At 58.5% G+C, this 23,660-nt stretch carries 18 protein-coding genes; 2 read left to right on the top strand and 16 right to left on the bottom strand.

Annotated features, from left to right (window positions below):
• Positions 1–62 precede the first annotated feature (62 nt).
• Positions 63–1,253, top strand: coding sequence for an amino acid aminotransferase (locus tag KHQ23_RS10345; protein WP_002898202.1), 1,191 nt, complete (start codon positions 63–65; stop codon positions 1,251–1,253).
• Positions 1,254–1,321: 68 nt separating this feature from the next.
• Here KHQ23_RS10345 and KHQ23_RS10340 read toward each other — a convergent pair whose 3' ends face one another.
• From KHQ23_RS10340 to cmoM, 7 genes are all read right to left on the bottom strand, one after another.
• Complete coding sequence (locus KHQ23_RS10340) at positions 1,322–1,969, bottom strand: MBL fold metallo-hydrolase (protein WP_004211427.1); 648 nt, start codon at positions 1,967–1,969, stop codon at positions 1,322–1,324.
• A 13-nt stretch (positions 1,970–1,982) separates the two neighbouring features.
• Positions 1,983–2,534 carry a YcbK family protein gene (locus KHQ23_RS10335; RefSeq protein ID WP_002898198.1) on the bottom strand — a complete coding sequence of 184 codons (552 nt, stop codon included), beginning with the start codon at positions 2,532–2,534 and terminating at the stop codon, positions 1,983–1,985.
• Positions 2,535–2,836: 302 nt separating this feature from the next.
• A complete protein-coding gene (gene ldtD, locus KHQ23_RS10330; RefSeq protein ID WP_004211429.1) occupies positions 2,837–4,627 on the bottom strand; it encodes a L,D-transpeptidase in 1,791 nt (596 codons plus the stop codon).
• A 200-nt stretch (positions 4,628–4,827) separates the two neighbouring features.
• Positions 4,828–9,276: a chromosome partition protein MukB gene (mukB, locus tag KHQ23_RS10325; RefSeq protein WP_023328689.1), complete on the bottom strand. Its 4,449-nt coding sequence runs from the start codon at positions 9,274–9,276 to the stop codon at positions 4,828–4,830.
• A complete protein-coding gene (gene mukE / locus KHQ23_RS10320) occupies positions 9,276–9,980 on the bottom strand; it encodes a chromosome partition protein MukE (protein WP_004150840.1) in 705 nt (234 codons plus the stop codon). Before mukE ends, mukB begins: the two co-directional genes overlap by 1 nt.
• The gene (mukF, locus tag KHQ23_RS10315; RefSeq protein ID WP_002898189.1) at positions 9,961–11,283 is read right to left on the bottom strand and encodes a chromosome partition protein MukF; all 1,323 of its coding nucleotides are present in this window, start codon (positions 11,281–11,283) and stop codon (positions 9,961–9,963) included. Before mukF ends, mukE begins: the two co-directional genes overlap by 20 nt.
• Positions 11,280–12,080 carry a tRNA uridine 5-oxyacetic acid(34) methyltransferase CmoM gene (cmoM, locus tag KHQ23_RS10310; protein ID WP_002898187.1) on the bottom strand — a complete coding sequence of 267 codons (801 nt, stop codon included), beginning with the start codon at positions 12,078–12,080 and terminating at the stop codon, positions 11,280–11,282. Before cmoM ends, mukF begins: the two co-directional genes overlap by 4 nt.
• A 121-nt stretch (positions 12,081–12,201) precedes the next feature.
• On the opposite strand from cmoM, the gene elyC reads away from it, so the two are divergent.
• Positions 12,202–12,981: an envelope biogenesis factor ElyC gene (elyC, locus tag KHQ23_RS10305; RefSeq protein WP_032434231.1), complete on the top strand. Its 780-nt coding sequence runs from the start codon at positions 12,202–12,204 to the stop codon at positions 12,979–12,981.
• On the opposite strand, the gene KHQ23_RS10300 is transcribed toward elyC, so the two are convergent.
• From KHQ23_RS10300 to rpsA, 9 genes are all read right to left on the bottom strand, one after another.
• Complete coding sequence (locus KHQ23_RS10300; RefSeq protein WP_002898182.1) at positions 12,958–13,851, bottom strand: YcbJ family phosphotransferase; 894 nt, start codon at positions 13,849–13,851, stop codon at positions 12,958–12,960. The two genes, elyC and KHQ23_RS10300, sit on opposite strands and share 24 nt — an antisense overlap.
• Before the next feature lie 137 nt (positions 13,852–13,988).
• Complete coding sequence (gene kdsB / locus KHQ23_RS10295) at positions 13,989–14,735, bottom strand: 3-deoxy-manno-octulosonate cytidylyltransferase (protein WP_004191127.1); 747 nt, start codon at positions 14,733–14,735, stop codon at positions 13,989–13,991.
• Entirely contained in the window at positions 14,732–14,914 is a 183-nt protein-coding gene (gene ycaR, locus KHQ23_RS10290) for a protein YcaR (RefSeq protein ID WP_002898177.1), read from the bottom strand. Before ycaR ends, kdsB begins: the two co-directional genes overlap by 4 nt.
• A 63-nt stretch (positions 14,915–14,977) precedes the next feature.
• The gene (locus KHQ23_RS10285; RefSeq protein ID WP_032434229.1) at positions 14,978–16,207 is read right to left on the bottom strand and encodes a winged helix-turn-helix domain-containing protein; all 1,230 of its coding nucleotides are present in this window, start codon (positions 16,205–16,207) and stop codon (positions 14,978–14,980) included.
• A gap of 54 nt (positions 16,208–16,261) precedes the next feature.
• A complete protein-coding gene (lpxK, locus tag KHQ23_RS10280; protein WP_016946992.1) occupies positions 16,262–17,242 on the bottom strand; it encodes a tetraacyldisaccharide 4'-kinase in 981 nt (326 codons plus the stop codon).
• A complete protein-coding gene (gene msbA / locus KHQ23_RS10275; RefSeq protein ID WP_002898170.1) occupies positions 17,239–18,987 on the bottom strand; it encodes a lipid A ABC transporter ATP-binding protein/permease MsbA in 1,749 nt (582 codons plus the stop codon). Before msbA ends, lpxK begins: the two co-directional genes overlap by 4 nt.
• 36 nt (positions 18,988–19,023) lie before the next feature.
• Positions 19,024–21,288 (bottom strand): ComEC family protein, encoded by a 2,265-nt coding sequence (locus KHQ23_RS10270; protein ID WP_038989491.1) that lies wholly within the window; start codon positions 21,286–21,288, stop codon positions 19,024–19,026.
• 205 nt (positions 21,289–21,493) lie between these two features.
• A complete protein-coding gene (gene ihfB, locus KHQ23_RS10265; RefSeq protein WP_002898165.1) occupies positions 21,494–21,781 on the bottom strand; it encodes an integration host factor subunit beta in 288 nt (95 codons plus the stop codon).
• A 151-nt stretch (positions 21,782–21,932) separates the two neighbouring features.
• Positions 21,933–23,606, bottom strand: a complete 1,674-nt coding sequence (rpsA, locus tag KHQ23_RS10260; protein ID WP_002898162.1) for a 30S ribosomal protein S1 — start codon at positions 23,604–23,606, stop codon at positions 21,933–21,935.
• Positions 23,607–23,660: the final 54 nt, after the last annotated feature.

Here is a 23,660-nt window from a genome sequence, read left to right as displayed (position 1 = left end):
TCGTTATTCTCCCGTTAACCTGATAGCGGATTTCCCTTCAGTAATCACAATGGAACCTCGTCATGTTTGAGAACATTACCGCCGCCCCAGCCGACCCGATTTTAGGTCTGGCCGATCTGTTTCGTGCCGATGACCGCCCTGAAAAAATTAACCTCGGAATTGGTGTTTACAAGGATGAAACCGGTAAAACGCCCGTTCTGACCAGCGTCAAAAAAGCAGAGCAGTATCTGCTGGAAAATGAAACGACTAAAAACTATCTGGGCATCGATGGTATTCCTGAATTTGGTCGCTGCACCCAGGAGCTGCTGTTCGGTAAAGGCAATGCGATTATCGCTGATAAACGCGCCCGCACCGCGCAGACACCGGGCGGTACCGGTGCGCTGCGTGTCGCCGCAGACTTCCTCGCCAAAAACACCGACGTGAAACGTGTGTGGGTAAGTAATCCGAGCTGGCCGAACCATAAAAGCGTATTCACCTCTGCCGGGCTGGAAGTGCGCGAATACGCATACTACGACGCGGCTAACCACGCGCTGGACTTTGATGGTCTGCTGGCCAGCCTGAACGAAGCCCAGGCGGGCGACGTGGTACTGTTCCACGGCTGCTGCCACAACCCGACCGGTATCGATCCGACGCTCGATCAGTGGCAGCAGCTGGCGCAGCTGTCGGTGGAAAAAGGCTGGCTACCGCTGTTCGATTTCGCCTACCAGGGCTTCGCCCGCGGTCTGGAAGAAGATGCTGAAGGGCTACGCGCTTTTGCTGCTCTACATAAAGAGCTGCTGGTCGCCAGCTCCTACTCGAAAAACTTTGGCCTGTACAACGAGCGCGTCGGCGCCTGCACTCTGGTCGCCGCGGATCAGGAGACTGTAGACCGCGCCTTCAGTCAGATGAAGTCGGTGATCCGCGCCAACTACTCCAACCCGCCTGCGCATGGCGCCTCCGTGGTCGCCACCATTCTGAGCAACGATGCGCTGCGGGCAATCTGGGAGCAGGAACTGACCGATATGCGCCAGCGCATCCAGCGTATGCGTCTGCTGTTCGTCAATACCCTGCAGGAGAAAGGCGCGAGCCGCGACTTCAGCTTTATCAGCCAGCAGAACGGCATGTTCTCATTCAGCGGCCTGACTAAAGAGCAGGTGCTGCGCCTGCGTGAAGAGTTCGCCATCTATGCGGTAGCTTCCGGACGTATCAACGTGGCCGGGATGACGCCTGACAATATGGCGCCGCTGTGCGAAGCCATCGTCGCCGTACTGTAAGCGATAGTATTCGGTATAAAGAAAAAGGCCGCGAATGCGGCCTTTTTTATGTGTTCGCGTCATGTCTGTTACCAGACCGGCATCTCATCCTGCAGAAACGGGTTATTACGGCGTTCCTCACCCAGCGTCGACAGCGGACCATGGCCGGGAATAAAGGTCACATCATCGCCCAGCGGCAACAGCTTTTCCTTGATAGCCGCAATCAGCTGCCCATGGTCGCCGCGCGGAAAATCGCTGCGTCCCACCCCGCCTTTGAAAATCACGTCTCCGGAGATCAGCAGTCGGGAGGCGTCATCAAAAAAGACCACATGGCCCGGCGTATGGCCCGGGCAGTGCAGCACCTGCAGCGCCACATTCCCCACATTGACCACATCGCCTTCATTGAGCCAGCGATCCGGACACAGCGGTTGGCAATCCTCCAGGCCGAACATCCGGCTTTGCGCCGGTAATCCTTCCAGCCAGAACTCATCCTCTTTTTCCGGACCAATAACCGGTACGCCATAATGCTGCGCCAGTTCAGCCGCGGCGCCAACGTGATCGAGGTGGCCATGCGTCAGCAGGATCTGCATCAGCGTGACGCCAGCCTCCGCCACCACCGCTTTGATACGTTCAGCATCGCCGCCAGGATCGACCAGCGCCGCCAGCCGGGTTTGCCCGCACCAGATAAGAGAACAGTTCTGCGCGAACGCGGTAACCGGAATAATACGATAGTTCATGACGCTCCTTTCGTTACCAGTGCCTTACGGGACCGGTATCAATATGCACAAAGTTACTACGTGGGTAATATCCTACACCACCTGCGCGCATAGATAACGCCGCTTTGCGAATATTGCTTAACGAAATACCTTCAATATGGAAATCCATCGCCTGCCCCTTGGTGTGATAGCTGTGTTTCGCTACACCACGGCTTCGTGCGCGAAGCTCATCGTTGGTATCAAGGGAACGATAGCCAGAGATAAGCTGGACAGGTTTGTTGGTGCCAAGTAGTCCCTGCAACCGATAAAGATGATCGAACAGATTTGGATCGATGGACTTAATTTTATTCGCGCGATAGTCACGGAAAAAATGGTTAAGTCTTGCTAATTCATCCTGAATATAGCCTCTGCCATCGAAAAACTCCGCCCTGAGCGATTCACCGGTATGCAGGTTATTCAGCGTCAAAATACGCGGACGGGGGGTCGAGAGGGTGGCAAATGCCGGCGCAGGGAGAATGGCGGCAGCACCCAGCGCAGCGCCACCCAACGCCAGCAATCTGCGGCGATTAGCGTCAAATTTGTCCATGATAATCAGGTCTACAGTCAATGAATCGTTATATACTTTTTCCGCTTTGCGCGATGCCAGGATCAGCTCGCTATCGCTCGCCACGACCGAGATGTTGCCCGGCAAAGGAGAGCGTTCGCGCTAACCGCGCTACGCATTGAGCGGAATGATATGTATATGCACTTCTGGCGCACGAAAGGCACCTTACCGGGCATTATTGCCAACGTCAAGGCAGCCTCACCCCAGGAAAAAAGGGCGCTGCAGAGGTGCAGCGCCCTTTTTTACCCAGTGCTAGGACAACAAAATCCATTGAACTACTTCATTTACCTGATTAATTGTTCCGCTTTCGTCAGAATTTGTGCGCTGGATCGCGCGGTGATATCGTAATTGTAAATATCTGTTCGATATTGTGTACGTCCATCAGCGTCCACAAACGCCGTTAAGTAATATAAATTCACCGGTATATTTTGCCGAATATTGACATAGCGCGTATCCCCCTGCTTCAGGGCGTCGGATATGCGCGTGTCATTCCAGCCCGCGTCCTGCAGCAGCATATTGGCCAGCTCCGAGGCTTTATTGACCCTGACGCAGCCGGAACTGAGCGCACGGACATCCTTCTGAAACAGATTATGATTCGGCGTATCGTGCAGATAGATAGCATCCGAACTCGGCATATTAAACTTGTAACGCCCCAGTGAATTACGTGCCCCAGGCGCCTGCTGAAAACGGAACGGTAAATTGTTCTCGGTGATGGTTGACCAGTCAACCCGGTAAGGATCGATGGTCTCTTTACTGTTCCAGCCGCGCATCACGGTGTAGCCATGCTGCTCCAGATAGCCAGGATTATTACGCACCTTCGGCAGAATATCTTTGCGCGCCAGGGTGGGCGGTACGTTCCACGGCGGATTGACCACTACGTTGTTCAGCGCGCTGCTCATCATCGGCGTCTTGCGGTCCGGACGTCCGACGATCACCCGCGAGGCCAGCACCTGACTGCCGTCCTGGTAATAGACCAGCGAAAACGCGGGAATATTCACCATGATACCGGTCGATAGTTTGCCTGGCAGCAGACGTAGACGCTGAATGTTCAGCGCCAGCACGCCAGCGCGCTGCGCCGATGAGACATTGAGCCAGTCACGGGTGGATTGGCCGATGACCCCATCCGCCCCCAGCCCCTGCATGGCCTGAAAGCGCTTAACGCCCTCCACCAGCTGGCGATCGTACACACCGCGCGCCGCGGGCTTGCTCTTTTTCTTCGCCGAAGGACTCACCACGTCGCCGGGCAGAACGATATTGGCGGAATTTTCCAACATCCCGGTACGCTGGAGGATCTCGCGCAGCGCGCCGATATCATTGCTCCATTCTCCCGGGCGCAGCGAGCCGCTGCCGGTCATCTGCGGCCATGGACGTGAATCAGCCACCAGCGCCAGCAGCGACTGGTGCATGGCCTCATACTGCGGATGACGCGGAGCCAGGCCGGCGATAAACGCCGGCAGGGAGCCATTATCCAGCGCCAGCTGCCACTGGTTAATCACCGACAGCGGCGGGGTCGCCATCTTGTACGGTGTCGAGCTATATAACCAGCGGGTCCCCTGGGTGGGGATGCCGCTGATAAAGTGCAGATAGCCCATCATGGCATCAGACAACACCACATCGCGCGCCATGCCGCTGACGGCAGGATCGGTCAGCAGACTGACCCAGGTGGTAAACTGCGGCTGAAAACCGGCGATGGCGATCTCCGCCAGCTGCTGCTGGAACGCCTGCACCGCCTCGCGGTTTTCCCACATCGGTTTCATATCCCTGGCGGCGTATAGCGAGACCAGCGGATTCATAAAGACGGGTTTGTAGCCAGCCGGCAATAGCGCTTCGATCTGGGCGCGACTGTTCGCCGCGGCTTCCATCGACAGCGGCTGCTCACCGGCCAGCTTCGCGACCGCCGGCGATTGCCCGTCGCTTTGCGACAGCGCGACGGAAAGCTCTCCAGGCGTAGCGGAGCTATCACCTGGTACGACTTCAGGCTCTGCGGCCTGGACATTGAACAGCGGAGCAAATGCCATTGCCAGGCTCAGACTGAGCGCTGACAATGGACGACCATACCGTTTCTTAAGCAACATCCCTTGCCCCCTGTTGTCACACATTGCCGCCCACAAATTCGTGGGCTTTAACACAGTATATAAAGACGAAAAGGCTTTTGCCTTACCTAATGTAAAGAAGCTTAAAGATTATACCACCCTCGCATAGCAAGCTGGATAGCAAAAAGGGCAACTTAACGTTGCCCTTTTCAGCGCTTACCCGCCAGTAGTGAGCTGCATCGTCAGGAGGCGTCGGCCGTTCCCGGCAGCGCTTCCGGCAGCGGCGCGGCAAACCCGCGCAGCCCCACGACGTGCACATGTTCGTGATTATTGAACACCTTACGCACCAGTTTATAGGTAGTGCCTTTTTCCGGACTGATGTTCTCCGGCGCTGCGATAATCAGCTGCATCTCCAGACGTTCGCACAGCTCGAACAGGGTGGCGATGGAGCGGGCGTCGAGACGCGCCGCTTCATCGAGGAACAGCAGACGGCAAGGCGAGATATCCTTGCCGCGCAGGCGACGGGATTCATCTTCCCAACTCTGCACCACCATCACCAGAATCGACATCCCGGTACCGATAGCTTCCCCGGTAGACAGCGCGCCGGACTCCGCGCGCAGCCAGCCGTCGGAGCCGCGGTTAACTTCCACTTCCATCTCCAGATAGTTGCGGTAGTCGAGCAGCTCTTCACCGATGGTTTGTGGCGTGCGCTGCCCCATGTCGATCTGTGGGTTGAGACGCTGATAGAGCTTGGCCAGCGCCTCAGAGAAGGTCAGACGATTGCTGTTAAACAGATCCTGGTGCTGCTCATGCTGCTCGGAGAGCACGTCGAGCAGCATCGAGTGGGTCTCACGCACATTGACGTTCAGACGCACGCTGTTGACCTGGCCGAAGGAGACGCTCTGCAGACCCTGGTTGAGCATCCGGATACGGTTCTGCTCGCGCTGAATGGTTTTGCGAATAATGTTGGCCACGCTGCGGGAACTGATCGCCAGCTTCTGTTCACGGTTGGTCAGCTCTTCGGTCAGGCGGCTGAGCTCGATCTCCATCTGCTCGATCGCTTCCACCGGATCATCGGTGCGAATAATATCCTGACGAATACGCTCGCGCAGATGCTGGTATACGGCAACGAAGAACTGAATTTTGCGCTCCGGACGCTTCGGATCTTCCGAGATACGCAGCACGTCACGCAGATGTTCGTTATCGGCGACCGCCAGACGCAGCGCCCCCAGCGCCTTATCCGACATTGAGCGCAGCTCATCGGCGGAGAGATAGGCCAGCTCGCGGCGATGCAGACGACGTTCGACGCCGTTGTCTTTCACCAGACGCATCACCGCGCACCAGCCCGCCTTGGCGGTCACCACCTGCTCGCGCATTTCGCAGTAATCGCGCTCCAGCTTGCGCAGTTTACGGGTCAGGTTGTCCATTTCCGCTTCGCAGAAGGTCAACGCTTTCTCCAGCTGATTGCGTCGGGAGCGGTTATTGCTCAGCTGCATGTGCAGTTCATCGCGACGCGCGCGAGCACGCTCTTCCGCGCCGGCGTCGGCGCGCACGCCAATGTCCTGCAACTCTTTATACAGATCGTTGAGCAGCTCTTTCTTGGTGTCATACGAGCTCTTCAGCGAGGCCAGCACCTGATTGTACTGACTAAGCTGCGCCGCATGGGCACGCATCGCGTCGCGCGCGCGGCTGCGTTCGGACTCCGCCTGCTCCAGACGCTGGCGCAGCTTCTCGTTGAGATCGCTGTTGCCGCTGAGCATTTCCGCCGAATCGGAGTAGCTGAAGTGGGCCCTGCGCTGCACAACTTCCGCCAGGGCAAAAGCCTGCTGACGCGCATCGCGCTGGGTTTGCTGCGCATAGGCGTAATCTTCTTTCAGCTGCTCAAACTGCTCCGGATCGCTCTGCAGCACCGAAACAATAGGCTCCAGCTTCGCCAGCTGGTTACCGTGCTGCTGAATAAAGCGCGCGGCCTCCTGCGCTTCGTCCAGACGTTCCTGGATCTCGTCCACGCGGTCGGCCAGCGTATCATCCGCCAGCAGGTTCAAGCGCGGCAGCAGGCGGTTGAGCGCCGACACGCCCTCTTTCGCCTGCTCGTACTGCACACGGTTCTGTTGGTTATCGCTTTCATGGGCGCTCAGCGCACGCTCCAGCTCGCCGCGGCGGCTGTTGAGTTTGCGGATCTCTTCTTCCGGATCGTCCTCGAAAGCCACCGCCAGATGGCTGCCGATAAAGCGGCTGAAGGCCTGGTGCAGGCGCTGGGTTTTCTGCACATCGAACGACAGGGTCGCAAAACGCTCTGACAGCGATTCACGCTCGGCATGCAGGGTTTCAATGCGGTTTTCACGTGCCGCGCGGCCAAACAGCGGCAGCGACGGGAAGCGCGAATAACGCCACTGGCGATCGGCAATCTTCACCACCACCGCTTTTTCCAGCTCGTCGACGCTGAATACGCTGTCGTCAAAGGATTGCGGATCGCCTTCGATCAGATAGAGATCTTCCGGGCAATCTTCCAGCCCCTCAAGCTGCTCGGCTACCCGCGACAGATCCGGAACCACGATCGCATGGCGCGACGGACCATACAGCGCGGAGAAGTACGGCGCATCGTCGAGGCTAACATCATCGTAGATCTCGGACAGCAGAACGCCGCCGAACCGTTCCGCCAGGGCGTTGAGGCGCGGATCTTCCGAACCGCCCGGCTGGCTGAGACGCTCGATTTCTTCGTCGATGGCGCGCTTGCGGGCGCCGACCTCGTCACGTTCAACGATAGCCTCTCGTTCACGCTCCAGCAGCTGCTGCAGGTATTCGGTGACCTCCTGGCCGGACGCAAACTGCTCGCCGCTTTGCTCGCACAGCTGGTTAAGGCTGTTCTGCGCCGCCAGCCAGACCGGCGCCCGACGCATCAGCGTCTGGGTACGCGACTGCAGTTGCTCCAGCTCCTGACGCAGCGCCATGCGCTGCTCCTGAGCATTGGAGACGCTGTCGGACAGCGACGCGATGCGCGCTTCCAGCTCCTGATGCAGCGTTTCCAGATCGTCGATATCGTAACGTTTACCCTGGCGTTTGCAGAACTCGGCCAGCTGACGCTCAGCGTCCTGCTGCTCGCGCAGACGCTGTTCAAGCTCGTTGAGGCGGCTGCGCAGCCCCTGCGCCTGCTCGGCCTGGTGGCGCTGGTTCACGCCGTCGCGCAGCAATTCGCGCGCCACGTCCCAGGCTTCATTGCGCGCCAGCGGGCCGTTAATCGCCGCCACCAACTGGTAAGCCTGTTCAAACTGGCTGTGCGCGGTTTGCGCCACGCTCATTTTCTGTTCCAGCGACAGCATTTTCTCCGTCGCTTCCTGCTCTTTCGCCTGGAAGGTTTCCAGCCACTCGTCGGCGCTCTCCGGGGTCAGATCCGGCAGATGGCACAGCGCCTTCGCGCGCTCCAGCGCCTGCAGCGCCTGGTTATACTGAATGGCGCGGGTCTGCTGCACATCGAGCGCCTGCTGATAGTCGGCGAGCTGGCTTTTCAGCTCATCCACTTCCAGCTCGGCGGCCTCAGCGCGGGCTTCGTTCTCTTCCTGACGATCGACGGCTTCCGCCACCACTTCATTCTGCTCTTCCAGACGGATCTGCAGCTCGTCGAGATCCGCTTCGTAGCGCTCGATTTTTTCCTGCTGACGCAGCGCAGTCTGCACCAGGTTCAGGTGATCGCTGGCGGCCTGGTAATCGGCTTCCAGATCGCCCTCCGCGCCGTTATGCTCCTGCAGTTCGCGCGCCATGTCGACGTGCTTATACTGCTCAGCCGCCAGCTGCGAACGCGAGGTGAAGAGATCGCGGCGATACTCCAGCGCCTTATCCAGGTGAATGCGCCTCTCGTTGGCGTGACGCATATAGTCCGCCGCCACGTAGTTGGTGGCTTCGCTGATCAGGTGTTTAAACAGATCGCGGTCGGACTGGGTAACGCGAATGGCTTCCAGCGTCATGCGGTTTTCCCGCAGCGCCGCTTCCATATCCTGGAACGCTTTACGCACGCCGCTGTTTTCCGGCAGCAGGTAGTCGCGCAGCGAGCGGGTAATGGTGCTGGAGATCCCGCCGTACAGCGAGGCCTCAATCAGGCGGTAGTACTTGCTACGATCGGAGGCGGAACGCAGGCGACGCGCCACCACGCCCAGATCGAACATTAGCGAGTGATATTCGGTGATCGAGTTGAACTGTTTAAACTGGACCCCTTCCATCGCCTCGAGTTTATCTTTCAGCTCGTTGAGGCTCACGACGCGCGCCTGGCGATCGTTCAGCGTTTCGGTCAACAGCTGGGTCGGCAGGATAGAGGTCGGCAGTCCCTGAATGGCGAAAGGTTTAATATCGACTTTACGATCGCGCCCGGCGACCTGCTGCAGGCGCACGCCGACCACCACGCGCTGGTGGCGGGAGTTGATCACATCGAGTACCGAGTAACACACCCCGGCGCGCAGCTTACCGTGCAGGCCTTTATCGCGTGAGCCGCTGGTGGCCCCCGCTTCGGTGGTGTTACGGAAGTGCAGCAGGGTTAAATCCGGGATCAGCGCCGTGACGAAGGCCGCCATGGTCGTGGACTTACCCGCGCCGTTCCCCCCGGAGAGGGTGGTCACCAGTTCATCAAGATCAAAGGTCCGGGCAAAGAAGCCGTTCCAGTTAACCAGCGTTAGCGAGCGAAACTTACCGCGTTCAATCATTACTCTTCCTCCCCGCTATCCGGCTGGTTTTCTTCATTCTCATCATTGAGCTGCAGGTGATTTTCCAGGGCCATCGCTTCCCCGTCGCGGATCAGACGGCGCTGCGCTTCGCGCGGGTCGTCGCCGGCGCGCACATCGGCGCCAAAGCGGAATACCGATTCGGTAATGCGAAACTTGCTGCTATCGTGGCCCATAAACCACACCATCCCCAGACGGCGTAAGCGGTTAAGCGAGGCCCGCATTTTTTCCTGCAGCTTCTGGCGGTCCAGATCCGAACCGGTGGAACGGTTGTTCACCAGCTTCAGCAGCCTGGATTCATCGGCCAGGGTCAGCAGCTCGTCATAGAGCTCCTGCTGGGTAAAAATCCCTTCGTTCGCCAGGCGCTCCGGGCTGAGATAGAGATAGCAAAGAATTTTGCCCACCATCATATCCAGCTCGGACAGTACCGAGCGCGAAATCAGCGTGGTGGACCGCGGGCGCAGGTAGAAGAATCCCTCCGGCGCGCGGATCAGCTCGACGTTATAGCGAGCGTAAAACTCTTCCAGGTAATCCTGAAAATCCATCAAAAATGCGTGATTATCCAGCTCGTCGAGACCGATATGACGGCCCGCGCGCAGGGCGCTGTCCAGCGCCGGAAATAACGGATTGGCCAACGCCTGCGCCAGCTTAACCGGCATCACTTGTTCAATATTTGTCAATGACATGCGCCTGTACCTTGGCTCCGTAATCATTAATCGGCTGCCATTTTGCCGGCAGTCCGGTGAAATCTGCCTGGGCGACGCCCAGCTGTACCGCCTGATCCACGACGATCCGCGCCACGTCGAAGTGACGCCCGCGCGGATACTGCGCCAGGAACTCCCGCGCCACCAGGCCGAGATCCAGCGGTATTCCTTTCTCTTTATAGACCGCCAGCTGCGCTTCGATCAGCGCCGCCAGCTGCTCGCGAATTTCGTTAAACTCTTCAAATTCGAGGTCCGCCGGCAGCTCGCCGGTGACCTCTTCATCGCGCAGGGCCATCTCTTCATCGCGCATATCCAGCAGGCGGTCGGCGTTGGCGTAAGTTAGCGCCCACGGTTCATCAAAATAGGTCTGTACCGACTGGCGCAGACGCTGGGCGAAGACGCGGTTCTTATCCATATCGATAGCGGTACGGATAAACTTGTGCACATGGCGGTCGTAGCCGATCCACAGGTCAATCGCCTGCTGACCCCAGCTGACGATGCGGTCGAGCTTGCTTTGCAGATCGAACACCAGCCGATCGACAAAATGGAGATCGTCGCGCGCCATGGTCGAGTCCTGAATGCGCAGCAGGTTCGCCTGCAGCTTATCCCCTGCCGCATCCAGCGTATCCTGCAGTTCGCGCAGGGTGCCGGAGGTTTCCGACAGCAGCAGTTCACAGCTGGAAATCGCCGCGCGCCAGTCTTTATTCAACAACTGCGCGATATCGTCTTTCACCAGCTGCTGCTGCTCATCCATAATGCGCTGCGTCAGGTCGATGCTGTCGAAAATTTCCGCTACGGAATACTTCAGCGGCGCAAAAACGTTGCGATGCCAGTGGAATTCATCACCGCCCTCTTCCGCGGCGTCCGCCGCGCGCTTCAGCTCGCCGGCGACGATCGACAGCTGCATCGAGAGACGCAGCGTCGAGAATTCGCGCTGACGGATATAATAATCGGTGATCCCAATCCCCAACGGCGTCAGGCGATAGATCGCATTGCCTTCGGTAATTTCGCTGGTAAAGCGGTTCAGCAGACGCTGGCGCACCAAATCGTTGATCGCGTTATTGGCGCGCTGGCTGATGGTTTCGCTGGTCTGCTCAAACGCATCACTGACGTGGCGGAACGCATCCACCAGTTCACCCTCGCTCATTTCCCCTTCCAGTCGTTCACCATTCAGAGTGGCGATCGCCAGCAGGAAAGAGAGTCTGTCGACCGGTAGCGAGATTGAAAAATCATTTTTTCTGGCCCAGGCAACCAGTTCGGGGACTGTCTGGGAAAATTCACTCATACTTTATCCTTGCATCTGCGGCTATGAGCCTGGCTCTTAAGCGCGGTGACATGAATATAACGGCCCAGGCTGAGATACGGCTCCTGACGACAGTAGCGCGTCTCCAGCGCCAGCAGCGCCGCATAGCTGTCATGCTGTTGGCGTTTTTCACGCAGATAATCATGAAACACCCGCACGCCGGTTTTGCTGACGATCTGCCAGCCAATCTCTTCCAGCCAGTGATAAACCTGCTGTGGTTCACGCGGATAATCCGGCGACAGCGTGCGTTTTTTCTTTTTTGGCATGCCCAGTTGAACGTAATCAAAATTACCGGCAACCATATTGTGCATCAACAGGCCGTTAGCATTGTAGAACATCAATGACAGTCCACCGCCAGCACGCAGCGTCGACCACAGGGTATGCAGTATTTCCTGGGGCTCCGCCACCCACTCCAGCACCGCATGAAACAGTACCAGATCGACCGGGCTTTCCAAATGCTGCGCAATATCCTGAGCCGCGCATTGTACAAAATGCATGTTGTCGATCACACCTTTATCGGCGGCCGCCTGGCGGGCGCGAGCCACCATCTCAGCGGAGAGATCGCAGAGCGTCACGTGATGGCCCAGTTGCGCGACTTTGATGGCCGTTTGCCCTTCGCCGCCGCCGGCATCCAGCACCCTCAGCGGTCCCGGCCCCAGCTGCGCCAACAGCGGTTCCAGATCCTGCCAGAGGATCGCCTGACGCAACTGGCCTTTTGTGGTGCCGTAAATATTGCGCGAAAACTTTTCAGCAATGTCATCGAAATTGCGATCCTGCACGAGTGACTCCACAAGCCAACACAAAACCGCTATTTTGTCATACCCGCGCCGAGAATGAAGCGATCTGTTATAAGATCCGAACATAACTTTGGTTATATGGTTAAAAAAGGAACCATCTGGCATGCTTTTCACGCTAAAAAAGATCGTCGGCGGCCTGCTGTTGCCGCTACCCGCCTTACTGTTGCTGATCGGTATCGGGATCGCGCTGTTATGGTTCAGCCGCTTTCAGCGTACCGGAAAGCTATGCGTGAGCCTCGGCTGGATGCTGCTGACGCTGCTGAGCCTGCAGCCCGTGGCCGACAGCCTGCTGAAACCGATTGAAGATACCTACCCCACCTGGCGCGGCGAGCAGCCGGTGAACTACGTGGTGGTGCTGGGCGGCGGCTATACCTGGAATCCGGAGTGGGCGCCAAGCTCTAATCTTATCAATAACAGCCTGCCGCGCCTGACGGAGGGCATCCGCCTGTGGCAGGCGAATCCCGGTTCGAAAATGATCTTTACCGGCGCGGCGGCGAAAACGAACCCCGTCAGCACGGCGGAAGCCGGGGCGAGAGTGGCGGAGAGCCTTGGCGTACCTCGCAGCGATATCATTGTGCTCGATCGGCCGAAAGATACAGAAGAGGAAGCGCTGGCGGTGAAGCGCGCCATCGGCGACGCGCCCTTCCTGCTGGTCACCTCGGCGTCACACCTTCCGCGGGCGATGATATTCTTTCGCCATGCCGGCCTGGATCCGCTTCCCGCGCCGGCCAATCAGCTGGCGGTGACCTCGCCGCTCAATCCGTGGGAGCGGGCCATGCCTTCTCCAGTGTGGCTGATGCACAGCGACCGGGTCGGCTATGAAACCCTTGGTCGCGTCTGGCAATGGCTGAAAGGCAGCTCAGGCGAGCCAGGGCAGGAGTGATTTTGCAGCGAGGTCAAAACGGGCGCGATCAAAGCGCCCGGTGTTGACCAGACTATCCACCTCATCCCACAGCAGATAAAGCCAGCGCCGCCAGACAAAGGCCTCGGAAACTGGCGCCTGCTGCAGGTAGCGCCACAGCAGCTGTTCCGCCTGGCCGCCTTCAGCAAGGCGGAACAGTTCATACTCGCGTGGCGCCCACAGCATCATCCCCGGCCCCACCATCGCCAGCAGCTGATCGCTGCGTGGATCTTTTAGCATGCTGCGCAGAGTGAAGTTGCCATGCACCAGCACAGCATTATCATTGAAATCGCGGAATAGCTCCGGAAGGCACTCGCGGGAGCGGAACAAAAGGCGCTTATCCTGCATGGTGAGACCGGTGTCCTGATACAGGTTCAGGGTGCTCCACAATATCTCTACCCGCTGGCGGTACCAGTTCGGCCACAGGTTTTCCTGGGTATTGTCGACCATTCCCACGCAGCCGCCACTGTCCTGCCGATGCCACGCCAGCAGCGCCTCGACGATTTGCTCCTGCAGTTGCTCCCAGCGCGCCGGGGTGCGCGTCGGCGCCTCCACCGGTACGCCGCGCAGGCGCTCAAGCAACAGCACATCTGGTCCGGGATGTTCTTCGTGCGTCATGACGCCATAAACCACCGGCATACGCACCGTACCATTACGCGCCAGGGTCGAGATCTTCCATGCCAGCTGCCGCGCCACGCCGGGCGTGGTGAAACTTCGCGCCAGCAGCGGCATCGGGTTTCCCTGCGCATCGTACAGGAACCACAGCGCCGTAGCGGCTTGTTCACTGACACACTCCACCCGGCTTAGCTTTTCGCCAAGAAGATGACTGAGTTCGGTTCGCAACTGTTCCATTGTCGATTACCCCTATGAACACTACTGGTTTCATAATGAGCGCCCGCACCTGGGTTGTCATCGGATAAGATCAAAAAGGGGTAAAAAAAGCGAAAAACTGACGGGGATGTCCCCTCCAGCAAGGAGGGGACAGAGGACTAACGCAGCTCAGCGCGGACGCGCTCCAGATCTTCCGGGGTATCCACGCCGGTGCCGGGCACTTCCGCCGCCACGGCGACATGGATTTTCTCGCCATACCACAGCACTCGCAGCTGCTCGAGCATTTCAATCTGCTCCAGCGGGCTCGGCGCCCAGCTGACATAGCGGCGGATAAAGCCGGCGCGATAGCCATAGATGCCGATGTGACGCAGCAGGGAGTCACCGATGGTCTCGCGGGTTTGGGCAAAGCGATCGCGATCCCAGGGAATAGTCGCGCGGGAGAAATAGAGCGCGTAACCCTTGGCATCCATCACCACTTTGACCGCATTCGGGTTAAACGCCTCTTCCGCATCATGGATCGGTACCGCCAGGGTCGCCATTCCGCTGCTGCTGGCAGCCAGATTCTCCGCCACCTGGCGGACAATCGCCGGGGGGATCATCGGCTCATCGCCCTGAATATTGACGATAATGGTGTCATCGCTGAACGCACACTTTTCCACCACTTCCGCCAGCCGTTCGGTGCCGGACTGATGGTCGGCGCGGGTCATACAGACCTCGCCGCCGGCGGCTTCAACCGCCCGGGCGACATCTTCGTGATCGGTGGCGACAATAATGCGATCCGCGCCGGATTCGCGAGCGCGCTCCAGCACATGGACAATCATCGGCTTACCATTAATGTCCTGCAGTGGTTTTCCCGGCAGGCGCGTGGAGGCGAAACGCGCAGGAATAATGACCACGAAACTCATGAGTGACTCTCTTCTAGCGCCAGCGGACGCGCCTCTGTCTCCAGCAGCACCGGGATACCGTCGCGCAGCGGAAACGCCAGGCTATCAAGTTTGCAAATAAGTTCTTGCTTATCCTGACTGTAATACAGCTTGCCGTTACAGACCGGGCAGGCGATGATTTCAAGTAAACGGTGATCCATGTTTCCTCCTGATGGACCGGATAGATTTCTCAGCAGCATATCACAGGAAGGCAGGCGCCGGGATCAATCGGCGTCGATTTCCCACCCCTGCTCCTGGCCGACAAACAGCCCTTCCGGCAGGCGTCGGCACAGGATCCGCTCTGCCGATTGCCAGCGTGCGAAGTCGTTAATCGCCCGGCGCAGCCCCTGCTCCAGACCACGGGTGATCTTCACCCCCTCCTCCAGCCACAGAGCGAAGATCTCCAGCTCCCGGCTTTTGCGATGTATTTTACTGTCCATCCGCCCGACCAGTTTTCCCTGGTGCAGCAGAGGCAGTACGAAGTAGCCATACTGACGCTTCGGCGCCGGGGTATAACACTCCAGGCGATAGCTGAAGTTGAACAGCTGCTCAGCGCGTTTCCGATCCCAGACCACCGGGTCGAAGGGCGAGAGCACGGCGCTATGGCTGGCGGTCAGCTTACCGCCGGGCGCGGTCTCCAGCTGCGCCAGCGCCTCGTGATGCAGCCACATCTCGCCGAGTGCTTCCACGTTAACCGGCACCACCAGCCCCTCTTCCTGCCAGGCCGCCAGCAGACCCGGTAGCGCCGGCTGGCGCAAGCGATAGTAATCGGCCAGCCACTGGGCGCGGAAGATGCCGAGGCTACGGGCGCTATTGCGCAACATAATGGCCTCTGCGTCTTCGCGGGAGAGCGCGTCGCGCTCGTCGTCCCAGTCCGGCATCACCCGCCGGGTTAGATCATACACGCGGTGAAAATTGCGCCGCTCCACCACCATCACTTCGCCGGCGGTAAACAGCCCTTCCAGGTGGCGCTTATGCGGTTTCCACTCCCACCAGCCGCTGGCGCCTTTGCGCGGGTGGGTAAAATCCGCCGAGCGAACCGGGCCGTTTTGCCCGATATGCGCCACCAGCTCGGCAATACTCCCGGCATGCTCCTCCATCCACGCGCGATGGTATTTCCAGCCCATATTGTCGGGATTCAACATGCGATGGCGCACCAGGGCGAAATCGCTGTGCGGCAGAAAGCAGGCTTCATGCGCCCAGTATTCCATTAGCTCGCCGTTGCGCAGCGACTCATCCAGCCAGTGCTGCGGATAGCTGCCAAGACGGCTGAACAGCACCAGGTAGGGGCTGCGGGCCACCACGTTGATGGTATCGATTTGCAGCAGCGACATCTGCTGGATGGTGGAAAGAATGTCTTTCGGGCGAGCGCGACGTCGGGGCTTCTTTAACAACCCCTGCGCCGCGAGATGGAGGTGGCGCGCCTCGTTAAGCGATAGTTGCAATACCGACATGCAGGTTCTCCGTCAGGAATTCCAGCACAGCGGCGAGCAAAGCCGGCGCGTCAGTTAACGTTGCGCCAACGTCGCTAAGTCCGCAAGCAACCGCTGTGCGCGTTCATCGGCCATTATGGCGTCGACCGGTAAATACCACCAGTTTGCAGCGGCGAAATCGCGACATTTCACGGCATCTTTCTCGGTCATCAGCAGCGTCTGATCGGCGGTCACCAGGGCGGCGACATCATCCTGGCTCAGCGCCTGATGGTCCGCCAGCGCCACGGTTTTGACCGGCTGGACGCCGCAGCTTTCGAGGGTGGCGAAGAAGCGCGGCGGATGGCCGATGCCGGCCATCGCCACTACGTTCGTGAAGGTGGAGACATCGCGACGTTCGCCGGTAAGCAGGTTAACCGCCATCCCTGGGCGCAGCCGCATCGGGATCTCACCCGGACGCGCCACGCCGCCGTTAACGATAACCGCATCAACGCTTTGCAAGCGCGACGCCCGCTCGCGCATCGGCCCGGCAGGCAGCCACCAGCCGTTGCCAAAGCGGCGCACGCCGTCAATAACGACAATTTCTCTGTCCCGCGCGAGCTTATAGTGCTGCAACCCGTCGTCGGTCACAATCATCTGCAGATCGTGCGCGCTGAGCAATGCTTTTACCGCGTCGCTGCGTAGCGGAGCGACAGCGACCGGGGCACCGGTACGCTGATGGATCAACACCGGTTCATCACCCGCCAGCGCCGTACTGGTTCTGTCGTCCAACACCAGCGGATAGCGTTCAGCTTTACCGCCGTAGCCGCGAGACACGACGCCAACGCGAATACCGCGCTGCTGCAGCTGCTCCACCAGCCAGATCACCACCGGCGTTTTGCCATTGCCGCCGGCGGTCAGGTTACCAACCACCACCACCGGCACCGGCGCGCGCCAGGCTTTTTGCCACCCCAGCTGATAGCTGAGGCGAATCACCCCGCTCACCAGGCCATACAGCCAGGAGAGCGGCAGCAGCAGGCGCCACAGCGGCGATTCCCCGGACCAGATGCGCGCGATCATTCGCCGAATTGCATCTTATGCAGCTGGGCGTACACGCCCTTATGCTCCAGCAGATCATGGTGCGTTCCGCGCTCCACGATCCGCCCGTCTTCAACCACCACGATTTCATCAGCCTGCTCAATGGTCGACAGACGGTGAGCGATAACCAGCGAGGTACGGTTTTTCTGCAGCTCATCCAGCGCCGCCTGAATGGCACGCTCGGACTCGGTATCCAGCGCCGAGGTGGCTTCATCGAGGATCAGGATCGGGCTGTTACGCAGCAGCGCGCGGGCAATAGCAATACGCTGGCGCTGGCCGCCGGACAGCATCACGCCATTCTCGCCGATGATGGTATCCAGACCATTATCCATCTTGTTAATGAAATCCATGGCGTAGGCCATGCGCGCGGCCTCTTCAATCTGCTCGCGGCTGTACTCTTCGGTACGGGCATAGGCGATATTGTTGGCGACGGTATCGTTGAACAGATGCACGTTCTGTGAAACCAGCGCCACCTGATCGCGCAGCGAGCTCAGCTTGTACTCGCGCAGGTCGTGGCCATCCAGCAGGATCTGCCCCTCGTCGACATCGTAGAAGCGGGTGATCAGGCTGGCAATGGTCGATTTACCCGACCCTGAGCGCCCCACCAGCGCCACGGTTTTCCCTTCCGGGATATCGAGATTGATATTGCGCAGCGCGGCCACTTCGCGACCCGGGTAGGTAAAGGTGACGTTCTCGAACTTGAGATTGCCTTTCGCCCGCTCAATGACCCGCGTACCTTCGTCTTTTTCCTGCTCGGAATCGAGGATCGCAAACAGCGTCTGGCACGCCGCCATCCCACGCTGGAACTGGGCATTGACGTTGGTCAGCGACTTCAGCGGACGCATCAGCGCAATCATCGAGGAGAAGACCACGGTAATGGTCCCGGCGGTCAGGGTGTCCATCACGCTCGGGAAGCTGGCGGCATACAGGACAAAGGCCAGCGCCAGGGAGGCGATAAGCTGAATGATCGGGTCGGAGATAGACGAGGCGGAAACCATCTTCATCCCCTGCAGACGCATTTTATTGCTGACTTTATCAAAACGTTTGGTTTCCACTTCCTGGCCGCCAAACATCAGCACCTCTTTGTGCCCTTTCAGCATCTGCTCGGCGCTGGTGGTGACCTGCCCCATCGTGTTCTGCATATTCTTACTGATATTGCGAAAACGCTTGGAGACCACGCGGATCGCCACCGACACAATCGGCGCCAGTACGATCAGGATCAGCGACAGCTGCCAGCTGTAATAGAACATCATCACGAACAGACCGATAATCGATGCCCCTTCGCGGACCACGGTGATCAGCGCGCTGGAAGAGGAGGAGGCGACCTGCTCAGAATCATAGGTGATGCGTGACAGCAGCGTTCCGGTAGACTGCTTGTCAAAGAAGGCCACCGGCATACCCATCATGTGGCCGAACAGGCGACGACGCATGGTCATCACCACTTTGCCGGAAACCCAGGAAATACAATAGCTCGAGATGTAGCTGGTGATCCCACGCAGCACCATCAGGCCGATAACCACCAGCGGCATCCATAGCAGCACTGAGCGATCCGTTTTACCAAAACCATCATCCAATAACGGTTTAAGAAGCGATAACATGAAGGTGTCACTGCCCGCGTTAAGCACCAACGCCACCGCCGCTACGATTAGCCCGGCTTTAAACGGCGCGATAATCGGCCAAAGTCGGCGGAAGGTCTGCCACGTGGAGAGATCTTTATCGTTCTGCATTCAATAAACCAGCTTGTGTTGAAATAGCCGCATATTCTACCCGTTATCGGCGGGCGCGCCAAACCACTGATGATACCAACGCGGTAAAACTTGATCCCGTAAGCTATGGATTTGCCACCCTTCTGCGGAAAAAACCACCGTTATCTGCCCCTGCTGCGGCGTGGCGAACCAGCGATAACCCCGCTGGCGGTAGCGCTGAACCACCTTGTACGAGGGCATCCGCCACGCATTGTAGCGCGAAGCGGAGGCCAGCGCGGCCGCGCCATCCACCCGGCGGACCAGCAGCGCGCTGGAGGAGGTATTGCTGCCGTGGTGGGGAACCTGAATAAGTGTAGACGTCAGATGCCGCCAGTAACGGCTGATCATCGCCTGCTCCGCCTGACGCTCTATATCGCCGGTGAGCAGGATGCTGGAGCGACCATCATCGATCCGCACCACACAGGAATGATTGTTACCCTTTGCCGTGCTGCCCGGTAGCGGCCACAGGGCCTGGAAGTTGAGTCCCTGCCATTGCCAGCGCTCACCGCGATGACACGGCAGATGATGCGCCCAGCCTAACGGGCTGCGCACCCACGCCTGCGGCCATGCCTGCAGCACTGAATCAAGGCCGCCGCGATGATCCAGATGTTCATGGCTCAGCATAATCCCTTGCAGCTGCAGATGGTGCCAGCGCAGCCACGGGATAATCACCTGTTGACCGCTATCACCCTGCGGCCAAGCCGGCCCGGTATCGTAAAGCAATGCCTTACCGTGACGCTCGATCACCATCGCCAGCCCCTGTCCGACATCCAGCATCGTCACCCGCCATTCGTCCGCAGGCGGTTGTCGGCTGAATGGCCGCGTCAGTAAAAACAGCACGCTGAGACACAGCGCCGGTGAATGCCGCCAGCTCTGAAAACGCCAGCCCATCACCAACAGCCACGGCAGGCTACTGATCCACAGCCAGCGAGCATCCAGCGTCAACCAGCCGTCCGGTAAACGTCTTAATCCCCAGAACAATACGGCCAGCACGCGATCGGCCGCCAGCCAGAGCAGCGACTCCACTATCTCCGGCCCCGAGAGATGCACCAGCATCGCGGTCAGAATAAGCGGCACCGCCAACAGGGTGACTAACGGTACCGCCAGCAAATTAGCCGCCATCGACGTCAGGCTGACTCCATGGAATAGCAACAACTGCAGCGGCAGCAGCAGCAGCGTCACGCCAGCCTGCAAATGAACAAGAGCAATTATGGTCTTCCACGGCCAGCGCCAGCGGCCGGCAGGCAACGGGAGCCACTGGAACCAGAAGATCAGCCCCGCCACGGCGAAGGCAGATAGCCACAGGCTTTGCGACAGCACCGCCAGCGGGTCGGCAACCAGTATCGCTCCCAGACAGCAGAGCCACACCTGCCACGCCGTCCAGCGTTGACCCGACAAACGTAAAGCACAACAGACCGCAAGCCCTAAGCAAGTGCGCAGGGCCGGCGGCTGCATACCGGTCAGCCAGGCATAGCCGACGGCGCCGGCCAGCCCGGCCAGCAGCGGCAACCGCCAGCCAATCCAGCGGCCCGGGAGAATATACTGCACGCCGCGCAGCAACAGCATGATAAGAGAAGCCGCGAGAGCGATATGCAGACCCGAGATAGCCATCAGATGGGAAGTGCCCGTGTTCTGCATCAGGACCTTTATCTCCGTCGGCAGAGACAGCCGCTCCCCCATTCCTAATCCCAACATCACCGCGCGCCAGGGATAAGTCTGCAGTCGCCGGGTCAGCGACGTCAGATAGCGGGCGCGCAGACTGCAGCGGGCATCCAGCGCGGAAGCGGCGACGATCCCTCCGCTCAGCGGTCGGTGCTGCGCCAGCGCATAGCGCTGGCTGTCGAAGCCCCCGTCATTGAGCTGCCCGTGCACCGGGCGCAGGCGCAGCGTCATCAGCCAGTGTTGACCCGCACAGGCTGGCGCAGGTGCAAGTTCCCCGTACAGCGTTACGCCTACCGGGGGAAACAGATAGCGGCCCCGCAGGCGCACCATCTGTCCACGGTGCAAGGTCTGGCCATCCGTCTCGCTAAGGATCACTTCCGCTTGCCGGATGGCGCCGGTAAGGTGCCGGGTCGGCCACAGCGCCTGATGCGCGCTCAATACTCCCCAGACCACCAGCAGAAGCGTCATCGCCACTCCGGCGACGGCCCTTCCATGCAGACGAATCAGCGCCAGCGCCAGTGCGCTCGCGCCCGCCAGACTGCACGGGCCCGGCAAGACGGGTAGCCAGAGAAGCGGCAGCATTGCAATGATGGCGCATCCGGCAAGCCATGGTAGACGCATAAACACCTCCCTGTGAGTGGGCAGTGTTACGCAAAGCGGTGCTGGCGTCCTGGCGGCGAATTCAGGTTTGCGCGGCGCATTCCAGACAATCGCCTCGCTTGCAGCCGGGCACGCTTTTTTTGTGAGGATGGCCGTAAATGGCGGGCACAAAAAAAGCACCCGAAGGTGCTTTCTTTATCGTCAGGCAGGCTGCACGTCGTGCAACTCACCCTTCATAAATATTGGCGCGGTCACGTAATTCTTTCCCGGGCTTAAAGTGCGGAACGTACTTACCTTCCAGTTCGACTTTATCACCAGTTTTCGGGTTACGTCCGGTGCGAGGTGCTCGATAGTGCAGAGAAAAGCTGCCGAAACCGCGGATTTCAATGCGCTCACCTTGAGCAAGCGTTGAGGCCATATGTTCCAGCATTTCTTTAACAGCATCTTCCACCGCTTTCGCCGGAATGTGAGATTGCTGGCTGGCAAGTCTTTCAATCAATTCTGACTTGGTCATTATTCCTCCGGTTTCCTTCAAGGCAAAAATTAGCTAACAGCTTAAACAAGGGCGGCCGTAGCCGCCCTTTGTGCTTGATTACAGGACGAATCCTGCAATCTGTCAAGTAAACTCGTCGCTATTCAGGTTGTTATTACCTGAATGACAAAGATTACTCGCCTTTCGCTGCTTTGAACGCTTCAGCCATAGCGTTGTTGGAGAAGTTCGCGTCTTCCTGCTTGTTCACGGTAGCGATAGCGTCTTTTTCTTCCGCTTCGTCTTTCGCACGTACAGACAGGCTCACTACGCGGTTCTTACGATCCACGCCAGTGAATTTCGCTTCAACTTCGTCGCCAACGCTCAGAACCAGAGTTGCGTCTTCAACGCGGTCACGGGATGCTTCAGAAGCACGCAGGTAACCTTCTACGCCGTCAGCCAGTTCTACGGTTGCGCCTTTAGCGTCAACTGCAGTCACTTTACCAACAACGATAGCGCCTTTCTTGTTCAGAGCAACGTAGTTGTTGAACGGATCTTCCGCGAGCTGTTTAACGCCCAGGGAGATACGCTCACGCTCTGCGTCAACCTGCAGAACAACTGCTGCGATTTCGTCGCCTTTTTTGTATTCACGAACTGCTTCTTCGCCTGCAACGTTCCAGGAGATGTCAGACAGGTGAACCAGGCCGTCGATGCCGCCGTCCAGGCCGATGAAGATACCGAAGTCAGTGATAGACTTGATTTTACCTTCAACACGGTCGCCCTTGTTGTGGGTTTCCGCGAACTGCTGCCATGGGTTAGATTTGCACTGCTTCAGACCCAGGGAGATACGACGACGCTCTTCGTCGATATCCAGAACCATTACTTCCACAACGTCGCCAACGTTAACAACTTTGGACGGGTGGATGTTTTTGTTGGTCCAATCCATTTCGGAAACGTGAACCAGGCCTTCAACGCCCTCTTCGATTTCAACGAAGCAGCCGTAGTCGGTCAGGTTGGTCACGCGACCGGTCAGTTTGGTACCTTCCGGATAACGTTTAGCGATAGCTACCCACGGATCTTCGCCCAGCTGTTTCAGGCCCAGGGATACACGGGTACGCTCGCGGTCGAACTTCAGCACTTTAACAGTGATTTCGTCGCCAACGTTTACGATTTCGCTCGGATGCTTAACGCGTTTCCAGGCCATATCGGTGATGTGCAGCAGGCCGTCAACGCCGCCCAGATCAACGAATGCACCGTAGTCAGTGAGGTTCTTAACGATACCTTTGACTTCCATGCCTTCCTGCAGGTTTTCCAGCAGCTGATCGCGCTCTGCGCTGTTTTCGGATTCGATAACGGCACGACGAGAAACAACAACGTTGTTACGCTTCTGGTCCAGCTTGATGACTTTGAACTCAAGCTCTTTGCCTTCCAGGTGCAGCGTGTCGCGCACCGGACGAACGTCTACCAGGGAACCCGGCAGGAACGCACGAATACCGTTCAGCTCAACAGTGAAGCCACCTTTAACTTTGCCGTTGATAACACCGGTAACAGTTTCAGCGTCTTCGTAAGCTTTTTCCAGCGTGATCCAAGCTTCGTGACGTTTAGCTTTCTCACGGGACAGCAGAGTTTCACCGAAGCCGTCTTCTACTGCATCCAGAGCAACGTCAACTTCGTCACCAACCTGGATTTCCAGTTCGCCCTGGGCGTTTTTGAACTGCTCAGCCGGGATGGCGGACTCAGATTTCAGACCGGCGTCAACCAGTACTACGTCTTTGTCGATAGCAACAACAACACCACGAACGATGGAACCCGGGCGGGTTTCGATTTCTTTTAAGGATTCTTCAAACAGTTGAGCAAAAGATTCAGTCATGTTTAATCTTCAGGTTAATATTAACGTCCACCTGGCTCCGTGCCGGATGGGGTT

The sequence above is a fragment of the Klebsiella sp. 64 genome, assembly GCF_018223915.1.
GTDB classification, from domain to species: domain Bacteria; phylum Pseudomonadota; class Gammaproteobacteria; order Enterobacterales; family Enterobacteriaceae; genus Klebsiella; species Klebsiella pneumoniae.
The sequence above is the reverse complement of the archived record's forward strand: the minus strand, read 5'-3'. Positions and strand labels throughout refer to the sequence as shown.

What these genes read in the sequence shown, in the direction of transcription:
- rpsA (WP_002898162.1), bottom strand. Translation starts at nt 23,606, where the DNA reads ATGACTGAATCTTTTGCTCAACTGTTTGAAGAATCCTTAAAAGAAATC.
- msbA (WP_002898170.1), bottom strand. Translation starts at nt 18,987, where the DNA reads ATGCAGAACGATAAAGATCTCTCCACGTGGCAGACCTTCCGCCGACTT.
- mukF (WP_002898189.1), bottom strand. Translation starts at nt 11,283, where the DNA reads ATGAGTGAATTTTCCCAGACAGTCCCCGAACTGGTTGCCTGGGCCAGA.
- KHQ23_RS10345 (WP_002898202.1), top strand. Translation starts at nt 63, where the DNA reads ATGTTTGAGAACATTACCGCCGCCCCAGCCGACCCGATTTTAGGTCTG.
- KHQ23_RS10340 (WP_004211427.1), bottom strand. Translation starts at nt 1,969, where the DNA reads ATGAACTATCGTATTATTCCGGTTACCGCGTTCGCGCAGAACTGTTCT.
- KHQ23_RS10270 (WP_038989491.1), bottom strand. Translation starts at nt 21,288, where the DNA reads ATGCGTCTACCATGGCTTGCCGGATGCGCCATCATTGCAATGCTGCCG.
- mukB (WP_023328689.1), bottom strand. Translation starts at nt 9,276, where the DNA reads ATGATTGAACGCGGTAAGTTTCGCTCGCTAACGCTGGTTAACTGGAAC.
- elyC (WP_032434231.1), top strand. Translation starts at nt 12,202, where the DNA reads ATGCTTTTCACGCTAAAAAAGATCGTCGGCGGCCTGCTGTTGCCGCTA.
- ldtD (WP_004211429.1), bottom strand. Translation starts at nt 4,627, where the DNA reads ATGTTGCTTAAGAAACGGTATGGTCGTCCATTGTCAGCGCTCAGTCTG.
- lpxK (WP_016946992.1), bottom strand. Translation starts at nt 17,242, where the DNA reads ATGATCGCGCGCATCTGGTCCGGGGAATCGCCGCTGTGGCGCCTGCTG.
- kdsB (WP_004191127.1), bottom strand. Translation starts at nt 14,735, where the DNA reads ATGAGTTTCGTGGTCATTATTCCTGCGCGTTTCGCCTCCACGCGCCTG.
- mukE (WP_004150840.1), bottom strand. Translation starts at nt 9,980, where the DNA reads ATGTCATTGACAAATATTGAACAAGTGATGCCGGTTAAGCTGGCGCAG.
- ycaR (WP_002898177.1), bottom strand. Translation starts at nt 14,914, where the DNA reads ATGGATCACCGTTTACTTGAAATCATCGCCTGCCCGGTCTGTAACGGC.
- KHQ23_RS10335 (WP_002898198.1), bottom strand. Translation starts at nt 2,534, where the DNA reads ATGGACAAATTTGACGCTAATCGCCGCAGATTGCTGGCGTTGGGTGGC.
- KHQ23_RS10285 (WP_032434229.1), bottom strand. Translation starts at nt 16,207, where the DNA reads ATGTCGGTATTGCAACTATCGCTTAACGAGGCGCGCCACCTCCATCTC.
- ihfB (WP_002898165.1), bottom strand. Translation starts at nt 21,781, where the DNA reads ATGACCAAGTCAGAATTGATTGAAAGACTTGCCAGCCAGCAATCTCAC.
- KHQ23_RS10300 (WP_002898182.1), bottom strand. Translation starts at nt 13,851, where the DNA reads ATGGAACAGTTGCGAACCGAACTCAGTCATCTTCTTGGCGAAAAGCTA.